This window comes from Rhizobium sp. R634 (assembly GCF_002211305.1).
Classification (GTDB): domain Bacteria; phylum Pseudomonadota; class Alphaproteobacteria; order Rhizobiales; family Rhizobiaceae; genus Rhizobium.
The window spans coordinates 344,207-363,619 of record NZ_LOKW01000027.1 but is presented as its reverse complement, the minus strand read 5'-3'; the positions used below and the strand labels follow the sequence as shown (position 1 = coordinate 363,619).

Genomic DNA, 19,413 nt, shown 5'->3' with positions numbered 1-19,413 from the left:
CGACCTCGCGCAGGCGCAGCCTAATCGCCGGCGCTGAGGATTTCCCGCGTGCGCTCATCGAATTTCCCCTGGTAGAAATGATCGATCACCTGATGAAACGGTGAGCCATGATCGCTGATCGCGGCAAACAAGGTCATCGACGAGCGCAGCTTCAGGTCGTCGGGCGAGCCGAGGATCTCGTGCGCGGACCGGCCGGAAACCAACAGAACGGCCTCGACGCAACGCAGCAGCCGGCTGGAGAGAATGGGATCGGCAAGATAGGCGGCGGCTTCTTCGGCCGAGCGGATCGCATATTTTTCCGCCATCGGCGAGGTGCCGAGACCAGCGATCTGGGGAAAGATGAACCACATCCAGTGGGAGGTCTTGCGCCCGGCCTTCAGCTCCGAAAGCGCCCGTTCATAGACGCCGTTCTGGGCGTCGATGAAACGGTGGAGATTATAATCGACATCGCCGGCCATGGTTCTTTTCCCTTATCCTGCATTTGATGCAGCCTGGGCCAAGGTTTCCATGCCCGGCGAACTGGTTCGGGCGAGCCGCGCTCGCCCTCAGCAAACCCTCTCAGCGTAGGGGCTGCTGTCACGGCAATGGCCGTAGGGCTGATGATGTGGCGTGCTATCGCCTGATGTAGCGGCAATGGCCGATGTCGTCATCGGATCGGTATCGCCGGAAGAATATGCGGCGAAACCGGCGAAGCTCAACACAACCAGCGCCCCGACCACGACGAGACGTTCGAAGCCCGAAAGTTTCTGGGCGCTGACATGTTCCACATAGTCGCGCTCGCCCAGGCCGATGGTTTCATCCTCCTTCGCATGGAGGGTCACCATATCCTGGCGGCGGCTCAAAGTTTCACAATCTGACATTTCAGTGTACTCCTGCAACGCATGCGGAGCCGGTTCTGAAAGAGCAACTTTCACCCTCATGCCGAATCCCACTCCACACGCGAGCAGCATGTGTGTCTTCGATCGTGGCAATTGAAGGGGCAATCTGCAAACTCAGTGTTCAAAAAATCGTCCTAATAAATGCAAAATATCGTGAAGCTCTGGCTCGCCGGAATGATCCGGGGTAGTCGAAAGGATCATGATCTTCTGGACCGTCCCATGAGCAAATCCTTCGGCGCGATGTCCGTCGCCCAGCTTTCCGTCCTCATTCAGGCAGGCGCGGCCGATCCGGTCGACGTGACCGAGGCGGTCTTCCAGTCCATTGCGGATTATGGCGACAAGGCCATCTTCACCGCGCTGACCGAAAGCCGGGCGATGGAGGAGGCGCGTGCCTCCTCCAGGCGTTTGCGGGAGGGCCGTTCGCTCGGATTGCTGGACGGCATTCCGATAGCCTGGAAGGATCTTTTCGATATCGAAGGCATGCCGACGACGGCGGGCTCGGTCGTGCTCGCCGCCGATGCGCCGGCCAAGCGCGATGCAGCCGTTGTCGGCCTCCTCAGGCAGGCGGGCATGATCGCTGTCGGCCGCACCAATATGAGCGAATTCGCCTTTTCCGGTCTCGGCATCAATCCGCATTACGGCACGCCGGTCAATCCGCGAAGCGCCGACCTCCCGCGCATTCCAGGCGGCTCTTCCTCCGGCGCCGGCGTCGCCGTTGCCGCCGGCCTGGTGCCGGTCGCAATGGGCACGGATACCGGCGGCTCGGTGCGCATTCCTGCCGCCCTCAACGGCATTGTCGGCTATAAGGCGACCCGCGGCCGATATGCGATGGATGGCGTTTACCCCCTGTCGAAGAGCCTCGATTCGCTGGGGCCGCTCTGCCGCACCGTCAGCGACGCGGTCTGGATCGATGCGGCGATGCGCGGTCTGACGGCGCCGGACGTTGCCGAGCGCTCGCTGCAAGGACAGGAATTGCTCGTGCCTGAAAATATCGTCTTCGACGGCGCCGAACCAGGCGTGATCGCCGCGTTCGACGCCGCTTTGGAACGCCTTCAAAAGGCCGGCGTGCGTGTCTCGCGCACCACCATCCCCGCCTTCGACGCAATCATCGAGCTGCTGACGAAATATGGTCCGCTGGTGACCGCGGAGGCCTTCGCGCTGCATCAGGAGAGGCTGGCGGGACCAGAGGCAGACCGCATGGATAATCGTGTCGTCATGCGCACACGCTTGGGAGCGAAGACAACGGCGCCTCACTATATGGCGATCCTCGAGGCGCGCAGCCGTCTGATCGCCGATGTCGACCGCTTCATCGGCAACCGCCTGATCGCCTTCCCCACGGTCGCCCATGTCGCCCCGCCGATCGCACCGCTGGAAGCGGATGACGAACTCTTCTTCGCCACGAATAACAAGACGCTGCGCAACACCATGCTCGGCAATTTCCTCGACTGGTGCGGCGTCTCCATCCCCTGCGGCACGGGGGAGGCAGGCATGCCGGTCGGCCTGCTGCTTTCGGCAACCGGCCGCCGCGACGAGGCGCTGCTCGGATTAGGGCTCGCGGCCGAGGCGGTCATCCGCGGTGATTTCGCCTGAATTTGCAATTGAACCGCCGGGCTTTTGTTGCCATTGATGACATGAGGAGATCCAGGAGGACGGCACGTGCAGAGCTTGCAGAACGGACTTTTCGCGGTTTCGACATGGTCGCTGCATCGGCTGCTCGGAGCCGTCCATGCCTACAGTCCCGATCCTGATAAAAGTGCCGCACCGAAGGAGCCCTACGGCCCGGGTGCGGCGGCTCTGATCGACATGCCGGCGGCGCTTGCGGCGCGCGGCATCCACCGGCTGGAGGTCTGCTCCTTCCATCTGCCGAGCCTGGACGCCGCTTACCTCCGTGACCTCCGCGACGCCATGGCGGCGTCGAATGTGCTGTTCCAGACGCTGCTCGTCGAGGACGGCGATCCGAGCCATCCCGAAACGGCCGAACGCGACGTCGAATGGATGGCGGAGTGGATCGGCATCGCCGCCGCCCTCGGGGCGCAGAGGATGCGCGTCATTGCCGGCAAGCAGCAGCCGACCGAGGAAAATCTCAGCCGCGCCGCCCGTCACCTCGGCTGGCTGGCGGAAAAGGCGGAGGGCAGCGGTGTGCGTGTCGTGGTCGAAAACTGGTTCGATCTGCTGCCGTCGCCCGTCGAGATGAACTGGCTTTTGGACCGGCTGGACGGCAGGGCCGGGCTTAACGGCGACCTCGGCAATTGGGCGCCGCCGGCAAAATATGCGGGCCTTGCCGATATCATGCGCCGGGCGGAAATCTGCCACGCCAAGGCCGATTACAGCGCTGCCGGCCTCGATGCCGAAGATTATCGCAAGTGCCTGGAGATGTGCGAGAAGGCTGGTTATGCCGGTCCTTTCACACTGATCTACGACTCGCCTTTCTTCCCCGATGAATGGGACGGCGTCCTGCTGCAAAAGCAGTTCATCGAGGATTTCCTGCGTGACGCGCCGGCGCGCCGGACGGCTTAGAACGGGATGATTTTAGGCCGAGTCGGCCTAAAATCTGAATCCCGTTCTAAACTAAATAGTTAGAGCATGATGTCGTCCGAAAACCGCTCACACTTTTCGGCATCATGCTCTAGCCGGACGATTATTCCTGGCGCGGGAACCTCTGGTTTTCCTCGAGTACGTTCAGATCCATGTGGTTGCGCATATAACGCTCCGACGCTTTCTGCAGCGGCTGATAATCCCATGGATAATAGGCGCCGTTGCGAAGCGCGGCGTAAACGACCCAGCGGCGCGCCTGGCTTTCGCGCACGGCCGCATCGAAATCGGCAAGGTTCCAGCGCCGGCTGGCCTGTTCGGTGAGCCGCGCCAAGGCTTCGGCATGCGAGGGATCGGTCGCCAGATTGTTGCGTTCTTCAGGATCGGCCTCGAGATCGAACAGCATCGGCGGGTCCTTCTCGCAGAGGGAGAGCTTGTATCGGCCGTCCCGGATGCAGACGAGCGGCGCTTCGGAGCCTTCGGCGGCATATTCCATCGGCACCGGGCCGCGGCTGCCGGTGCCCTTGACAAGTGCTGCGAGATCCTCGCCCTCGGTCCACGGCTTCAGCGAGGCAATATCGATCCCGACGAGGCCTGCGAGCGTCGGCGTTACGTCGAGGGTGGAGACCGGCTGGTCGATGCGCTTCGGCTTCCAGCCCGGGGCCGCGATCATCAGCGGAACGCGGGACGATCCTTCGAAGAAGTTCATCTTGAACCAAAGGCCGCGATCGCCAAGCATGTCGCCATGGTCGGAAACGAAGAGGATGATGGTGGTCTCGGCCATGCGGCTGCGTTCCAGGACGTCGAGAATCTCGCCGATCTTCTCGTCGATATAGGAGATATTGGCGAAATAGCCGCGCCTTGCCCGTCTGATCTGCTCGCTGCTGATGTCGAACGCATCGTGCTCACAGGCTTTCATCAAGCGCTGAGAATGAGGATCCTGTTGCTCGAAAGGAATCGGAGCTACGGCCGGGTCGAGGGCCGGGCAATCCTCATAGAGATCCCAGAATTTGCGGCGCGCGACGTAAGGATCGTGCGGATGGGTGAAGCTGACGGTCAGGCACCAGGGACGCTCGTCATGGCCGCGCGAGAGATCGAAGAGCTTGCGGGTGGCGTGGTAGGCGACCTCGTCGTCATATTCCATCTGATTGGTGATCTCGGCAATGCCGGCGCCGGTGACCGAGCCGAGATTATGGTACCACCAGTCGATGCGCTCGCCGGGCTTGGTATAGTCGGGCGTCCAGCCGAAATCGGCGGGGTAGATGTCGGTCGTCAGGCGCTCCTCGAAACCGTGGAGCTGGTCGGGGCCGACGAAATGCATCTTGCCCGATAGCGCCGTCTGGTACCCGGCGGCGCGCAGATGATGCGCATAGGTCGGGATATCGGAGGCGAATTCCGCCGCATTGTCGTAGACCCGCGTTCGGCTCGGCAATTGCCCGGACATGAAGGAAGCTCGCGCCGGCGCGCAGAGCGGGCTTGCCGTATAGGTATTGGCGAAACGCACGGAGCGTTCGGCCAGTGATTTCAGATGCGGCGCGTGAAGAAAGTCGGCGGGGCCATCGGGAAAGAAGGTTCCGTTCAACTGATCCACCATCAGGATGAGGATGTTCGGGCGCGCCATGTCGATTCCCTTTTGCCATTTGATGATTTTATTGAAACGTCTACTATCTCGACTGTAAAGATAGCTTTTTTCGATGGCAGCCTAAAGGAATTTTTATGGTAGAACGCCCGCCCGAGGTTGGTTGGTTGCGTCTCTTCGTCGAGGTTGCCCGGCTCGGGAGCTTTTCGGCGGCTGCAACGCTGCTCGGGCTGACCCAGCCGGCCGTCAGCTACCAGATCCGCCGGCTGGAAGAGCAGTTCGGCGTCAGCCTGCTGCGCCGCCAGCATCGTGGCGTCGAATTGACCGCGGAAGGCGAGCGGCTTCTGGAGGTCGCTGCCAAGGCGGTCGGCGACATCGATGCGCTCGCCCGCAGTTTCCGCGTCGAGGCTCAAAGGCCGGTCGTCAGGCTCAGAACCGACTATGCTTTCTCGGCGCTCTGGCTGATCCCCCGCATGGATGGCTTTCGGCTTCTGCATCCGGAAACGGACATACAGATCGTCGCGACGCAGAGGCTTGCCGCCGGATTTCGTGACGAGGCCGATGTCGCGGTCGTTTTCGGGACGCGGGCGGAGTTCGGCGCCGTCGGTACGCTTCTGCTGCCGGAGAGGGTCGTGCCCGTCTGTACGCGGGGATTCCTGGAGCGCAACGGACCCTTCGGCGATCCAAGGCAACTGGCCGGGGCGAGGCTGATCCATCTCGACGCGCCGCTGCCATCGCCGTGGTTCGACTGGCGCAGCTATTTTGCCGAATTCTCCATCCCGCGCGACGCCCAAGCCGGCCGCGGCGATATCAGCTTCAACACCTATTCTCTGGTCGTTCAGGCCGCGCTGAGCGAGCAGGGCGTGGCGCTCGGCTGGATGGGGCTCGTCGACACGCTCCTTTCGGCAGGCATGCTGATGAAAGCCGGTCCGCCGTTGGAGGCGGGCGACCGCGGCTACTGGCTGGTGCCTCCGCGATCTCCAAACGTCCACAGCGAGAGGCTCAGCACCTGGCTGTCGGATGAGGTGAAGAAGAATGATTAGCGGCGGTTGCATTTCTCCTCAGCAGAAGCCTTGTCATCAGCGATGACGATCGACATTGTGGAGCGAATCCATAGCGAAGGGGCTGAAGCATGCGAACCATCGGATATGTCATCGGACTGCTCATGGTCGTGTTCGGCCTGATCTGGATCGGGCAGGGAAGCGGCTATTTTCCCTATCCGGCGTCGAGTTTCATGATTGCCCAAAAGATCTGGATGCTCTGGGGCGCCATTCTGGCAGCGGCCGGCATCGTCGTGATGGTCACCATCTCGCGGCTTCGCCGCAGAGGATGAATGGCTGCTGCCGTTTGGCGGTAATCCGGCCGCAGGCGGCCTGTCGAAATGAGGAGAATGGCATGAGCGCAGCAGAAATCGATGGTTTTGCCGACCGCATCCGGAGGCATCAGGGCGGCATGATCTCCGCCTGGGTCGGCATCCCCGACGCCATGCTCGTCAACCATTTGGCGCAGGAAGCGTTCGATGCCGTCGTCCTGGATATGCAGCACGGCATGTGGGACATGCAGTCAGCGGCAAATGCCGTTGCTCAGGCACGTCTTGCCGGCAAGCCGGCTATCGCGCGCATTCCAGTCGGCGATTTTGCCTCCGCCTCGCGGCTGCTCGATGCCGGCGCCTCCGGCATCATCGCGCCGATGATAAATTCGGCCGAAGATGCGCGAGCCCTGGTCAGGACCACGAAATATCCGCCCCTCGGCGAGCGCAGTTGGGGGCCGTCTCTGGCGCTGAACCATAGCGGCCTGTCGGCCGACGCCTATCTGAAGACTGCCAACGACCTCACCGTCGCCATCGCCATGGTCGAGACCCGTGCGGCTCTCGATGCGATCGACGGCATTCTCGGCGTGACCGGCATCGACGGCATATTCGTCGGCCCCGCCGACCTTTCGATCGCGCTGTCGAACGGCGATCAGGTGGCGCCGAACGCGGCCGAGATCGACAGCGCCATGCAGCATGCCGTTGCGCGCTGCCGCGCCCACGGCAAATTCGCCTGTGCCTATGCCGGCGATGGCGAGCGGGCCGGCGAGCTGCTGAAGTTCGGATTCGATCTGGTCATCGCCGGCGCCGAGACCATACAGCTGCGCTCCGGCGCCCGCCGCGCCATCAATGCCGCCCGCAGGATCGCTTCGGGCAGCTGATCTTCGTCAGCCGGTCGATTTGACGGCAAGCCAGATCACGTGGCGGGCGCCGCGTTTGCGGCCGGCGCGGGTATTGACGACATCGACGAAAAAGCCGCTATCTCCGAGACGTCGCGTGAAAGCGGGATCTTGGCCGGATGACCAGACGGCGAGCACGCCGCCTCGCCGTAGCGCATCGCGGGCGGCGCGAAGGCCGGCGAAATCATAGAGCCGGTCGTTGGATTCCCGCGTCAGCCCGTCAGGGCCGTTGTCGACATCGAGCAGGATGGCGTCATAGCCGCCCTTGCCGGCACGGATCGCCTCGCCGACGTCGCCTTCATGAATGCCGACGCGCGGATCATCGAGGCAGCCCTTGAAAACCTCGGCCATCGGCCCGCGCGCCCAGGCGACGACGGCAGGCACCAATTCGGCGACAGTCACCGACGCATCACCGGGAAGAACGGCAAGAGCGGCGCGCAGAGTAAAACCCATGCCGAGCCCGCCGATCAGGATCCTCGGCTTTGGATGCGCCTTGATCCGCTCCCAGGAAAGTGTCGCCAGCGCCTCCTCCGAGCCGCTGAGGCGGCTGTTCATCAGCTCGTTGGCGCCGAGCATGATCGAGAACTCGCTGCCGCGCTGCTTCAGCCTGAGCTCGCCGCCTTCGCCGGGAATGGTCGCGGAATCGAGCTGGATCCAGGGCAGCATGATGGTTTCGCCTCACATGAAAGAGCCGTCCCTAGCATAGGGCGATGAGCGGGGCCAGCAAGCCGGCCTCTGGGGCCGCTTGAAAACTGATAGCGGTGTAAGGCGATCCGGACAGGCCTCTGATGTGGACAGAAGCAAATTGAGCTGGAAGCTGTCGGTGCTGAGGTTCCTCAAACGTCCTTTGTGAGACGAGGCGACACCTCGTAGATTGCAACGACACTTTGGAGATTGGAACATGGCGCTCAAGCGGATGGACAATGTCGGCATCGTCGTCGAAGACCTTGGACGGGCGATTGATTTCTTTGGCGAACTCGGCCTCGAACTGGAAGGACGGGCGACGATCGAAGGAGAATGGGCCGGGCGTATCACGGGACTGGGCGACCAGCGGGTCGAGATTGCCATGATGCGCACACCGGATGGACACAGCCGGCTGGAGCTCTCGCGCTTCCTCATGCCGGATGTCGTTGCAGATCACCGGAACGCTCCGGTCAACGCGCTCGGCTATCTCCGTGTCATGTTCACCGTCGATGACATCGACGAAACGCTTGAAAGGCTCCGCAGCCGCGGCGCTGAGCTTGTCGGGGAAGTTGTCCAGTATAAGGACGCGTATCGGCTCTGCTACATCCGTGGACCCGAAGGGCTTCTTCTCGGACTTGCTCAGGAACTCGGCTGAGTGCAATCACACGGACTGTCAGATCACCCGCATGAAATGCTCCGGCTCCACCTCGACGACATCGTCCTGCGGCGCGGCGGAGCGGCGGCGGATATTCTCCACCTCCTCGGGCCGGAGCCGGGCCTTCGGATCCTCGAAACGGACATCCGGATCGGGCACGGCCGAAAGCAGCAGCCTTGTATAAGGATGCAGCGGATTGTCGATCACCTTGGCGACGCTGCCCCATTCGACGATCTGGCCGGCATACATCACGGCGATATCTTCCGCGACGTAACGGGCGGTGGCGATGTCATGGGTGATGTAGAGCAGGCCGAGACTCATCTCCCGCTTCATCTCGTTCAACAGGTTGAGCACGCCGAGCCGCACCGAGACATCGAGCATCGACGTCGGCTCGTCCGCCACGATCACTTCCGGCTTGACGGCAAGCGCGCGGGCGATGTTGACGCGCTGGCGCTGGCCGCCGGAGAGCTCATGCGGATATTTCGGTGCGACGAGATCGGGATCGAGCCTGACGCGCTGCAGCAGTTCGCGGACCGTCGCATCGATCTCGGTCCCCTTGATGTGGGGGCGATGCAGCTTCAGCGGCCGCCTGAGGTGATGGGCGATGGTGTGGGCCGGGTTCAGCGAAGCGAAGGGATCCTGGAAGATCATCTGCACCGAGCGGCGGTAGCGTGCGATCTCGGCGGAATTCGCCGCTTCGACCGGCCGGCCCTTGTAGAGAATGCGGCCCGATGTCGGCAGATATTCGCGCATCGCCATGCGGGCGCAGGTGGTCTTGCCGCTGCCGGATTCGCCGACGAGCGCCAGCGCCCGGCCGCCATGCAGCGAAAACGAGATGGCGCGGGCCGCATGCACCGCCGCGGCCCCATGGCCGAACGTCTTCGTCACCGTGTCGAGCGCGAGAATGGCGTCGCTCATAGCAGCACTCCTCCGTGCAGCGAGGGGAAGGAGGCCCAGAGCTTCTTCGTGTAGTCATGCTCAGGCGTCCGGTAGATCGCCTCGGCGGCGTTCTGCTCCACCAGCCTGCCTGCCAGCATGATACCGATGCGGTCGCAGAACTGCACCATCAGCCCGAGATCATGGGTGATGAAGAGAACCGAGAAGCCGAAGCGGCGGCGCAGCTCGTTGATGCGCTGCAGGATCTCGCGTTGGACGACGACGTCGAGCGCCGTCGTCGGCTCGTCCATGACGACGAGCTTCGGATCGAGCGCCATGCAGATGGCGATGACGATGCGCTGGCGCATGCCGCCGGAAAACTGATGGGGATAGTCGCGCATGCGATCCGGCGCGATGTCGACGAGCGTCAGCATCTCGGCGGTGCGCTCGCGGGCTTGCGCTCGGCTCATATTCTTGTGGGTGCGCAGCACGTCGTAGAACTGCGCCTCGACGCGCAGCACGGGGTTCAGCGAGTTCATGGCGCTCTGGAAGACCATGGCGACCTCGCGCCAGCGGAAGGCGGCGAGCGCCTGCCGGTCGAGGCCGAGCACGTCGCGCCCGTCGAGCAGGATGCGGCTCTCCTTGCGGATCAGTGCCGGCGGCTTGTGCAGGCGGCTGATGGCGAAGGCGATGGTGCTCTTGCCGCAGCCGGATTCGCCGGCAAGACCGAAGACCTCGCCCGGCGCCACGTCGAAGCTGACATCGTCGACGGCGCGGAAATCCTTCTGCTCGCCGATATAATCGATGGTGAGGTTCCTCACAGAAAGCAGCGGCTGGGTCACAGGCGGCCCTCCCCGGAGCGGACGAGCAGCGACCAGCGCTTCAGGTGATTGCCGGTGCGCAGCCGCGGATTGGCGATCTCGTCGACGGCGAAGTTGAGCAGCGACATGCCTATGCCGAGAAAGGCGAGCGCGAAGCAGGGCGTGAGGATATCCCACCATGCGCCGACCGAAAGCGCGGAAGCCTTCTGCGCATTGTAGAGCATCGTGCCCCAGGAGATCGCCTTGGGATCGCCGAGCCCGAGGAATTCCAGCGTCGCTTCGGTGATGATGGCGAAGATGACGCTGCCGATGAAGTTGATGCCGACGATTGAAATCACGTTGGGGAAGATCTCGAATGTCATGATGCGCCATTGCGGCTCGCCCATCATCTCGGCCGATTTGACGAAATCCTTGTGCTTGACGGAGAGCGTTTCGGCGCGGGTGACGCGCGCGCCCCAAGCCCAGGAGGTGGCGCCGAGGATGAGGGCGATGACGACGGGGCTTGCCTGGCCGATGAAGGCAGCGAGCACCAAGAGCAGCGGCAGGTTGGGAACGACGAGCACCATGTTGGTGAAGAAGCTGATGATCTCGTCCGTCCTGCCGCCGCGATAGCCGGAGATGATGCCGAGCGCGGTGCCGACGAGGGTGATCAGCAAGCCGGCGCCGAAGCCGACGGCGAGCGAGGTGCGGGCGCCGTAGAGCAGGCGGGCGAAGACATCCTGGCCGATGCGGGTCGTGCCGAGCAGATGGTCGAGCGACGGCGGCTGATGCGGCCTGCCGGTGTGGGCGGCGGGATCGTAATGCGTCAGCAGCGGGGCTGCGATCGCGACCACAACGATGAAGGCGATGATCAGCAGGCCGGCCAGCGCCTTGCGGTTTTGAAGCAGGCTCTTCATCTCATGCTCCCTTCAGCCTGGGATCGAGCAGGACATAACTAACGTCGACGATGAAATTGGCGATCAGCATGGTGGCGGTCATGATCAGGAGCTGGCCCTGGATGACGGGATAATCGCGGGCGAGGATCGCCTGGTAGAGAATGTTGCCCAGGCCGGGATAGTTGTAGACCACTTCAGTCACCAGCGAGCCGCCAAGGATGGTGCCGATCGCGATCGCAAGGCTGGAGACGGTCGGCAGCAGGGCGTTGCGCGCCGCATACCAGAGCATCACATGCCGGTCGGAAAGGCCCTTGGCGCGGGCCATGACGATATAGTCCTCGCCGAGCAGGTTGATCATGTTGTTGCGCATGGTGACGGTGAAGCCGCCGATCAGCACGGTGCAGAGCGTCACCATCGGCAGGATGCCGTGATAGGCGACGCTGCCGATATATTGCAGGCTGAAGGCCGGATCGAGCGAGGGATCGGCGGCATAGCCGTTCGGAAACCAGCCGAGCGTGAAGCCGAAGATGAAGAGCACGATCAGCGAGGTGACGACGGCCGGCACCGAGGTCGCGAAGATCGCGCCGACGGAGACGACGACATCGAACCTGCTGCCGCGCCGCCAGGCGGCGAGGATGCCGAGGAAGGTGCCGAGCGCGAAGCTCACGATCGTCGCCGTTCCCATCAGGCCGACGGTCCAGACGAGGGCATGGCCGAGCACCGAGGTGACGGGCAGCGGGAAATATTTGATCGAGCGGCCGAGATCGCCGGTGAAGATGCTGCCGAGATAGGTGAGATATTGCTGCCAGAGCGGGCCGTCGACGAAGCCAAAGGTAAGCTTCAGCGCCTGCAGGCTTTCCGGCGGCAATTCGGTGCCGGCGCTCGAAAACATGATCTGCACGGGATCGCCCGGCATCAGGCGGGGCAGGAAGAAGTTGATCGTCGCGGCCGCGATGAAGGCTGCCATGTAGAAGACGAGGCGGCGAAGCAGGAAGGCCATGGGAACTCCGTCGTGACGGGAGCGGCGTTGAAAGCACCGCTCCCGGGATCAATGCCTTTACTTGACCGGCTCGAGCGCGAGCAGGTTCAAGAGGCGTGCCGGGTTCGTTCGCGAAATCGACGGATTGACGAAGGGGTTTTCCTTGGTCGACCAGCCGGTGAAGCGCTTGGTGTTGTACTGATACCAGTTCGGATTGTTGAACACAGGAATCATCGGCATGTTTTCGGCGACGATGCGCTGCGCCTTGTTCATCGCTTCCTTCTGCTTGGCAAGATCGGCGGTATGGGTGAACTCGGTGACGAGCTTCTCGACATCGGGATTAAACCAGCGTTGCGCGGTAAAGCGCGTCTTGCCCTTGTCCGAAGCGCTGAAGGCGCGCTTGTAGGGGTAGTAGGGCGAGGCCGATGCCGGCAGGCTGTTGATCGCCGCATCGAAGCTGCCGTTGATGAGGTTGCCGGTCCACACGGCCTCCTCCGGCGTTTCGATCTTGGCGTCGATGCCGACCGCCTGCATGCCTTCGACGGCGATGTTGACGGTATCGACCCAGTCGGTCCAGGAGTTCGGGACAATGATCGAGAAGGAGATCTTGCTGCCGTCGGGATTGTCGCGGAAGCCGTCACCATCCTTGTCCTTGTAGCCGGCCTCGTCGAGCAGCGCCTTGGCGGCGTCGGCGTCATAGGTCGCAAACTTGCCGAAATCGGCTTTGACGGACGGATCCGCCCAGCTCTTGTAAAGCTCGCCCATCAGGCCGGGATCTTCGTTCAACGTCGGATAACCGTAGCCGGCGACGTCGATCATCGTCTTGCGGTCGAGCGCCATGCCGACGGCACGGCGGAATTTCACATCGTTGAAGGCCTTCTTATTGTTCTCGTTCGCCGTTTCCAGGTTGAACAGGAAGGCGACCATGCTGCTCGGCGAATACCAATAGTGGAAATGCTCCGGATCCTTGGAGACATAGACATTGTCGATATCGGGAATGAAGGAGACACCCCAGTCGAGCGTGCCGTCGGCCGTTGCCGTCAGCATCTGGTTGTTGTCGGCAAGCTGCGGGAAGCGCATGCAATCGACCTTCAGATGCGCGTTGTCCCAATAGTTCGGGTTGCGGCACTGGTCATAGGTCTGGCCGGTGAAGCGCGGCACTTCCGTCAGCGGGCCGCTGCCGACCGGGTTTTCGTTGGCGAAGGTGACGGGATCGGCGACATCCTTCCAGACATGTTCGGGAACGATCGGCAGCTGCGAGATCTGCTCGGCGGCGAGCGAGCTCGGATTGGCGAGCGTGAAGCGCACCGTCTGGCCATCGACGGCTTGGACGTCGGTAACGAAGCTCCAGATGCTGACGAAATCGAGCGCCGGGAATGTCTTCAGATAGTCATAGGTGAATTTGACGTCGGCTGAGGTCAGCGGCTTGCCGTCAGACCATTTCAGGTTCGGGCGCAGCTTGAATTCGATGCTCTTCAGGTCGTCGGAAAGTTTGAAGCTCTCGGCCAGGCGATAGACCGGCTTGTTGCTGTCGAAGCGATTGAAGATGACGAGCGGCTCATAGATGAAGTCGAGCGTCGACTGGCGCGCCGAGGTCTGGTTGAACGGATTAAAGTTGCGCACCCAGGTGGTGGCCGGTTCGATGTTGGCCGTCAGGATCGTCTGCGCCATGGCGGAGCCCGAAAGCAGCGTGAGTGCTGCGGCTGCAAAAAAATATTTTTTCATGTTTATTCCCCTTTTTCTATGCGGTGAGAGATGGCGCGCCGGTCAGGAGACCGAAGCGCTGGCAAACATGTCTTCGACTTCAGCGTGGGCAGCGCGGACATCGATCTTGAGATTGCCGAGGCGAGCCTTGCCGGCGGCGATCCGCTTCAGGGCCGCGTCCGTCAGCGGGCGGGCAGCTTTCGCGGCAGCTTCGCTTTCGGGAATGTCGCCATGGCTGTGGAGCGCGATGTCGAAACCTGCGTCGAGCACCTGGCTGACACGTTCCGGCAGCGTGCCGGAGAGCGACTCCATGAAAATGCAGTCGGAAACCAGCACGCCCTCATAACCAAGATCCTTGCGGATCACGTCGTGCATGACAGGCGAGACGGAGGCTGGAAGTTCTGCGTCATAGGCCGAATAGACGACGTGGGCGACCATCGCCCAGGGCGTGTCCTTCAGTGCGACGAAGGGCTTGAAATCGGTCGTGGTCAGCGTCTCGCGGGAGGCGCTGACGACCGGACGCTCCTTGTGGGAGTCGAGCGTCGCGCGGCCATGGCCGGGAATATGTTTCATGACGGGCATGTTGCCGGTCTCCAGCAGGCCGTCGACCACCTCGCGGCCGAGGGCGGCGATGACATCGGGATCGGGGCCAAAGGAACGGGCGCCGATGACCGCGCTCGTTGTCTCGAAGACGAGGTCGAGAACGGGCGAGCAGCCGCTGGAAAGACCGAGTTCCGTCATCATCGCGCCCATGGCCTGGGAGGAAAGGCGCAATGCTTTTCTGCCGAGATCGAAATCGCGGCGCGCGAGCTCGGCGAACTGGCCGAAGCTGCGGAAGAGCGGCCAGGGGCCGGCGTCGAGATGCTGCACGCGGCCGCCTTCCTGGTCGGTGAAGACAGGCGCATCGTCGCGGCCGACGGCTTCGCGGAAGCGTTCGATCAGGCGTTTCGTCTGCTCCGGCTCGCGCTGATTGCGCCTGCCGACGAAGAGGCCGAGCGGATTGGTCTCGCGGAAGAGGGCGAATTCATCATCCGAAATCGTGGGGTTCGGGAGGCCGACGAAAAGGGCGAGCGGGTTCGAGGACAATTCTGTAACTCCGGTATCAGATGGTCATTTCGGCGCGCTTCTGAGCATGCCTTCGTAAATGCCCTTGTCGGGGGCGGGGATGGCGATCGCGCCTGCGGTCCTGGCGTAGAAATCGACCGGGCCGGCGTCGCCGATGACGGCATAGGCATGGCCGAGCGACTTCATGGTCTGAAGGCAAGCGGAAAACAAAGCGAGCCCGATGCCCTTGCCGCGCGCTTCCGGGGCGACGCCGGTCGGACCGAAGAAGCCGCGTGCGGTGGTGTCGTAGCAGGCAAAACCGAGCAGCTTGCCGTCTTCGACGGCGATCAGGCAGGCAACAGGCTGGCGGGAAAAGGCGACCGAGACCTCGCTTGCCCAGTTCTCACTGAAGTGTTCGCGAGCCCAATTGACGACGAGATGCAGTTCCGGGGGGAGGGCCGGGCGGATGGAGGCGCCGACGATATCGGCCCGTTCTTTCAGTTCGGCGAGCTTGGCGGAATATAAGCTCACAAGCAGGTCTGGCACCTGTCTCTCCTCCAATTATTCCGTTATTACGGAATTTATCCCCTTTTAGTGTTATAGACTTGGCCATCTGGCCGGGCTTGTCAACAGGGATTTTCAAATGGAGCAGTGCGCTCGGCCCCGGCAGCTTCGGTTCAGTGCCGGCCGAGGGTACGAACGAAAACGGCCCGGGGTCCGGGCCGTTTTTCTCTCGCAATCCTGATGCCTGCGCCGCTTTCGGCGAGATCGGTTATTCCCCGTGCTTCCAAAGCGCGTGAAAATGCTGCACCGGGCCGTGGCCGGAGCCGACGGTGAGGCTGTCGGCGGCGGCGACCGCATCGGCGAGATAATTCTTCGCAATGGCGACGGCCTGCTCGGCCGAGGCGCCCTTGGCAAGCTCGGCCGCCAGCGCGCTGGAGAGCGTGCAGCCGGTGCCGTGCGTATTCTTGGTCGGCACGCGCCTCGCCTCGAACCAGTGCAGGCCGCCGACAGTGGCAAGCACATCGGGGCTCTCATCGCTGTCGAGATGGCCGCCTTTGACCAGCACCGCGGCAGGGCCTAGCGCGCGCAGCTGCTCGGCCTGTGCCGCCATCTCTTCGCGACTGCTTGCGACCGGTTGGTGCAGCAGCGCTGCGGCTTCGGGCAGGTTCGGCGTGAGGAGGGTTGCGAGCGGCAGCAGCCGGCGGGTCAGCACGTCGATCGCTTCGGGCGCAAGCAGGGCCGCGCCGCCCTTGGCGATCATGACGGGATCGATGACTATGGGAATGCCGCGCCGGCCCGCGAGGGCTGCTGCGACGGCCTCGGCGATCCCGGCATTGGCGATCATGCCGATCTTGACGGCATCGACGCGCACATCGGCAAAGACGGCATTGATCTGGTCGGCGACGAACTCCGGCGGCACCAGATGCACGCCGCTCACTCCTTGCGTGTTCTGCGCCGTCAGCGCCGTCAAAACCGCCATGCCATAGACGCCGCGGGCGGAAAAGGCCTTGAGGTCGGCCTGGATGCCGGCGCCGCCCGAGGGATCGGAACCGGCGATGGAGAGAACGTTGCGGATCATGGGCGGACCTTTCGGATTTCTGCTTCGATGCGGCGCGTTGCCGCTTCGGGGTCGGGCACGCCGCAGATTGCGGAGACGACAGCAAGCCCCTCGGCTCCTGCGGCAAATACGCCTGCCACATGTTCCGCCTTGAGCCCGCCGATGGCGACCGACGGCACCGGTGAGGACTGTACCAGCCTGGCAAGCCCGTCAAAGCCGATCGGCTGCTTGTGGTCGGCCTTGGTCGGTGTCGCAAACACCGGTCCGACGCCGGTATAATCGACGATATCAGGATCGACGGCGCCGGCGAGCTGCGCGGTTTCCACCGACAAGCCGAGGATCATGCCGGGGCCGATCATCTGCCGCGCGTCACGCGCATCCATGTCGTCCTGACCGATATGCAGGCCGTCGGCACCGATGGCGATCGCCGCCTCGACGTCATCATTGACGATGAGGAGAGTGCTTGTGCCGTGGAGCACCTGTTTCAAGGCCCGGCCGGTTTCGATCATTCTCGCTGTGCCCGCATGTTTGTCACGCAGCTGCACCATCGTCGCGCCGCCGGCAGCGGCGAGGCGCGCCGTCTCGACCATGCCGATCCCGGCGCAGAGATCGGGATCGAGGACGAGATAGAGCGAGAGGTCGAAGCGCTTCATACGACCGATACCCTTGCTCTGGCGTCGAGCGTTTCGGCATCGATGGCAGCCAGCGCATCGAGCAATCGCCAGGAGAAGGAGCCCGGGCCGGCAGCGCCAAGCGCTGCATCTTCGCCTGCTACAGCGAAGGTCGCGAGGGCGGCGACCGTCGCGCCGAAGAGGTCCTCGGGTGCGGTCGCGGCGAAGGCGCCGACAAGGCAGGTCAGCGAGCAGCCGAGCGCGGTGACCTGCGGCATCAGGGCAGAGCCGCCTGCGATCCGCACGGCCCTTTGACCGTCGGTGACGAAATCCACCGCGCCGGTGACGGCGACGATCGACTGCTGCCGCTCCGCGAGCCGCCGCGCCGAATCCTCGGCCTGCTCGACCGGATCACGGCTGTCGACGCCCTGGCCGCGGCTCTCTCCGCCGGCAAGCGCGATGATCTCGGACGCATTGCCGCGAATAATCGTGGGCTTGAGCGCCAGGAGATCGGCGGCCGCATTGCGGCGGAAGGCGGTGGCGTAATGCGCGACCGGATCGAGCACCCAGGGTTTTCCGGCTGCGTTCGCCGCCTTGGCAGCCGCCTGCATGCCTTCGATCCATTTGGGCGAAAGCGTGCCGATATTGATGGTCAATGCGTTTGCAATGGCGGCGAATTCGCCGGCTTCTTCCGCAGCATGCACCATGGCCGGCGAGGCGCCGGCGGCGAGCAGGACGTTTGCCGCAATGTTCATGGCGACGTAATTGGTGATGCACTGAACGAGCGGCGGCTTTTCGCGCATCGCCTTCAGCATTGCTCCCGACGTGGTCTTCATCTGCTGTTGCCCCTTTCAGGCGGGGCAGGGCACGGGGCGGTTCATGCGGGCAAGGCCCAACCCCGAGCGACTCCCTCCGCCGGCATGATCCGGTTCAGGTTCGAAGGGTACTTCTCAGCCCGCCTGCCGGCGGACGCCCCTGTCTCTCATCGGGTTTGTTTTTGCAGAGAACGGGGCGCATGTCACCCGGAAAATGACAATTCGCGAAGCGTGCGGGTGTGGCCAGATCACGAAGACGATCAGCCGACGATCTTTGCCAGCAGCCGGCCGACCTCCTCGTTCGCGACATTGTTGTGGGCATCCGACGCCGCGGTCTTGATGATATATTTGTCCGCCAGGAAGGTGTTCACCTTGCCGGCTTTTGGCGCGAAGACGGCATCCGCATCGTCCTCGACCGCCTGCCCAGCCTGCAGGTGCTGGGGACCGTTCGCCCCCATCGCGCCGAATTCGTCGTTCGCATCGCCGATGCTCTTGGCGATATCGCGCGACAGGCGCGAGGCCAGCGCATAGGCAAGCGTGCAGGCGAGATCGTTATGGGTATGGGTGACGCAGATCGGGCCGGTCGGTTTGCCGACCACATCGGGAAAAGCGCCGGCAAGGCCAGGCTTGATCTCTTTGGCGAACCCATTGTGCGAGAAGGCGCCCTGCAGCAAAGTGAGCGAGAAGAATTCCAGCTTCGGGACCGGGGCGAGCTTGTTCGCCGCCGCCGAGACCAGCCGGGCGCCGAAGCTGTGGCCGACGAGATGCAGCCGGATCGGCTGCTGCAGCACGAGTTTCGACAGGACGTTTTTGGTCAGCGCCTCGCCGACGACGCCGGCACGCTTCTTCATTTCGTAATAGGTGAGCTGGTTCAGGAACCGCGCCACCGCCGCTCTTGGGCCCGAGATCAGGCCCGAGACGACGTCGCCGAGACCCTGCGCCTTGCCGACCGAGCTTTCGAGACTGAAGGTTGGCGGCGAGACGAGACCTTCCATCAGCACCTTCGCGCTATTGGCATCCTCCGTCGCAAGCGCGATCGGTTCGGCATCCGCCTTGAGCTCGGTATCGGATTGGGGAGAGCCGATCGCTGCCTTGCCTTGTCTGACGAGGAAAAGCGACCTCGTTTCATCAAGTGTCTCAGCCGCGGCCCGCGCCTTTTCGGCCGTGCCAGCACCATCCGGACCGAAGAGACCCTCGAAATCGGCCAGCACCTCCTTGAAAGCCGCGTCGTCGAGATCCTCGACCGGTGCCGGTGCGCCGTCGGCTGCCTGGGCGCCGCCGCCTGAGGCCACCAGCGTTTCCGTGTCGAAATCCGTCCGATAGGCCTTGGCCGGCCAGACGATGCCCGCGACGACGGTGCGGCGCCCCTTGTCGGGCGCCAGTTTCTTGCAGGCATTTGCCCAAAGCGTTCCGTAGAGCGTGCGGGCATTGTCCTTGGTGTTCTTCCAGCCGTGCGACATGACTACGAGGTCGGTCATGCCGGGCTGGTTCAGCACGGCGGCGAGCTTTTCCGTCAGCGCGGGATCGATCGCGCCGTCCTTGTCGAATTCGAGCCATAGGAATGGCGAGGGTCCAAGCGTGTCCATGTGTC

The 19,413-nt window shown here is 63.2% G+C and carries 21 protein-coding genes and 1 riboswitch; of the genes, 6 read left to right on the top strand and 15 right to left on the bottom strand.

The window, feature by feature from the left end:
* Positions 1-20 precede the first annotated feature (20 nt).
* Together ATY77_RS29170 and ATY77_RS29165 are read right to left on the bottom strand one after the other, a co-directional pair.
* Positions 21-458 carry a DUF1810 domain-containing protein gene (locus ATY77_RS29170; protein WP_088674607.1) on the bottom strand — a complete coding sequence of 146 codons (438 nt, stop codon included), beginning with the start codon at positions 456-458 and terminating at the stop codon, positions 21-23.
* Positions 459-545: 87 nt separating this feature from the next.
* Positions 546-824: a hypothetical protein gene (locus ATY77_RS29165; RefSeq protein WP_088689948.1), complete on the bottom strand. Its 279-nt coding sequence runs from the start codon at positions 822-824 to the stop codon at positions 546-548.
* Between the two features lie 273 nt (positions 825-1,097).
* Here ATY77_RS29165 and ATY77_RS29160 point away from each other — a divergent pair, with 273 nt between their 5' ends.
* Positions 1,098-2,468, top strand: a complete 1,371-nt coding sequence (locus ATY77_RS29160) for an amidase (protein WP_088689993.1) — start codon at positions 1,098-1,100, stop codon at positions 2,466-2,468.
* A 66-nt stretch (positions 2,469-2,534) separates the two neighbouring features.
* Positions 2,535-3,395, top strand: a complete 861-nt coding sequence (locus ATY77_RS29155; RefSeq protein ID WP_088689947.1) for a TIM barrel protein — start codon at positions 2,535-2,537, stop codon at positions 3,393-3,395.
* A gap of 121 nt (positions 3,396-3,516) precedes the next feature.
* On the opposite strand, the gene betC is transcribed toward ATY77_RS29155, so the two are convergent.
* Entirely contained in the window at positions 3,517-5,031 is a 1,515-nt protein-coding gene (betC, locus tag ATY77_RS29150; RefSeq protein WP_088689946.1) for a choline-sulfatase, read from the bottom strand.
* Between the two features lie 95 nt (positions 5,032-5,126).
* Between betC and ATY77_RS29145 the strand changes: the two genes are divergently transcribed.
* From ATY77_RS29145 to ATY77_RS29135, 3 genes are all read left to right on the top strand, one after another.
* Entirely contained in the window at positions 5,127-6,032 is a 906-nt protein-coding gene (locus tag ATY77_RS29145; RefSeq protein WP_088689945.1) for a LysR family transcriptional regulator, read from the top strand.
* 89 nt (positions 6,033-6,121) lie between these two features.
* Complete coding sequence (locus tag ATY77_RS29140) at positions 6,122-6,322, top strand: hypothetical protein (RefSeq protein WP_088674602.1); 201 nt, start codon at positions 6,122-6,124, stop codon at positions 6,320-6,322.
* Between the two features lie 62 nt (positions 6,323-6,384).
* Positions 6,385-7,179: an aldolase/citrate lyase family protein gene (locus ATY77_RS29135; RefSeq protein ID WP_088689944.1), complete on the top strand. Its 795-nt coding sequence runs from the start codon at positions 6,385-6,387 to the stop codon at positions 7,177-7,179.
* Between the two features lie 6 nt (positions 7,180-7,185).
* Here the strand turns inward: ATY77_RS29135 and ATY77_RS29130 are convergent, their stop codons facing one another.
* A complete protein-coding gene (locus tag ATY77_RS29130; protein WP_088689943.1) occupies positions 7,186-7,863 on the bottom strand; it encodes a hypothetical protein in 678 nt (225 codons plus the stop codon).
* A 235-nt stretch (positions 7,864-8,098) separates the two neighbouring features.
* Here ATY77_RS29130 and ATY77_RS29125 point away from each other — a divergent pair, with 235 nt between their 5' ends.
* Entirely contained in the window at positions 8,099-8,536 is a 438-nt protein-coding gene (locus tag ATY77_RS29125) for a VOC family protein (protein ID WP_088689942.1), read from the top strand.
* A gap of 18 nt (positions 8,537-8,554) precedes the next feature.
* On the opposite strand, the gene ATY77_RS29120 is transcribed toward ATY77_RS29125, so the two are convergent.
* From ATY77_RS29120 to ATY77_RS29070, 11 genes are all read right to left on the bottom strand, one after another.
* On the bottom strand, positions 8,555-9,454 hold the full coding sequence (locus ATY77_RS29120) for an ATP-binding cassette domain-containing protein (RefSeq protein ID WP_088689941.1): 900 nt from the start codon (positions 9,452-9,454) through the stop codon (positions 8,555-8,557).
* Positions 9,451-10,254 carry an ABC transporter ATP-binding protein gene (locus tag ATY77_RS29115; protein WP_088689940.1) on the bottom strand — a complete coding sequence of 268 codons (804 nt, stop codon included), beginning with the start codon at positions 10,252-10,254 and terminating at the stop codon, positions 9,451-9,453. Before ATY77_RS29115 ends, ATY77_RS29120 begins: the two co-directional genes overlap by 4 nt.
* On the bottom strand, positions 10,251-11,129 hold the full coding sequence (locus ATY77_RS29110; RefSeq protein ID WP_088689939.1) for an ABC transporter permease: 879 nt from the start codon (positions 11,127-11,129) through the stop codon (positions 10,251-10,253). The genes ATY77_RS29115 and ATY77_RS29110 overlap by 4 nt, the downstream gene beginning before the upstream one ends.
* A gap of 1 nt (position 11,130) precedes the next feature.
* Entirely contained in the window at positions 11,131-12,108 is a 978-nt protein-coding gene (locus ATY77_RS29105) for an ABC transporter permease (RefSeq protein ID WP_088689938.1), read from the bottom strand.
* 57 nt (positions 12,109-12,165) lie between these two features.
* Positions 12,166-13,812: an ABC transporter substrate-binding protein gene (locus tag ATY77_RS29100; protein ID WP_088689937.1), complete on the bottom strand. Its 1,647-nt coding sequence runs from the start codon at positions 13,810-13,812 to the stop codon at positions 12,166-12,168.
* 42 nt (positions 13,813-13,854) lie between these two features.
* Entirely contained in the window at positions 13,855-14,877 is a 1,023-nt protein-coding gene (locus ATY77_RS29095) for a glycoside hydrolase family 3 N-terminal domain-containing protein (RefSeq protein WP_088689936.1), read from the bottom strand.
* A gap of 24 nt (positions 14,878-14,901) precedes the next feature.
* Entirely contained in the window at positions 14,902-15,381 is a 480-nt protein-coding gene (locus ATY77_RS29090; protein ID WP_088689935.1) for a GNAT family N-acetyltransferase, read from the bottom strand.
* A gap of 226 nt (positions 15,382-15,607) precedes the next feature.
* A complete protein-coding gene (gene thiD, locus ATY77_RS29085) occupies positions 15,608-16,417 on the bottom strand; it encodes a bifunctional hydroxymethylpyrimidine kinase/phosphomethylpyrimidine kinase (protein ID WP_088689934.1) in 810 nt (269 codons plus the stop codon).
* Complete coding sequence (gene thiE, locus ATY77_RS29080; protein ID WP_088689933.1) at positions 16,414-17,049, bottom strand: thiamine phosphate synthase; 636 nt, start codon at positions 17,047-17,049, stop codon at positions 16,414-16,416. Before thiE ends, thiD begins: the two co-directional genes overlap by 4 nt.
* Positions 17,046-17,822 (bottom strand): hydroxyethylthiazole kinase, encoded by a 777-nt coding sequence (gene thiM / locus ATY77_RS29075; protein WP_190237714.1) that lies wholly within the window; start codon positions 17,820-17,822, stop codon positions 17,046-17,048. The genes thiE and thiM overlap by 4 nt, the downstream gene beginning before the upstream one ends.
* A 75-nt stretch (positions 17,823-17,897) precedes the next feature.
* A riboswitch (TPP riboswitch) is annotated at positions 17,898-17,994 on the bottom strand.
* An 88-nt stretch (positions 17,995-18,082) separates the two neighbouring features.
* Positions 18,083-19,408 carry a hypothetical protein gene (locus ATY77_RS29070; RefSeq protein ID WP_088689931.1) on the bottom strand — a complete coding sequence of 442 codons (1,326 nt, stop codon included), beginning with the start codon at positions 19,406-19,408 and terminating at the stop codon, positions 18,083-18,085.
* Positions 19,409-19,413 lie beyond the last annotated feature (5 nt).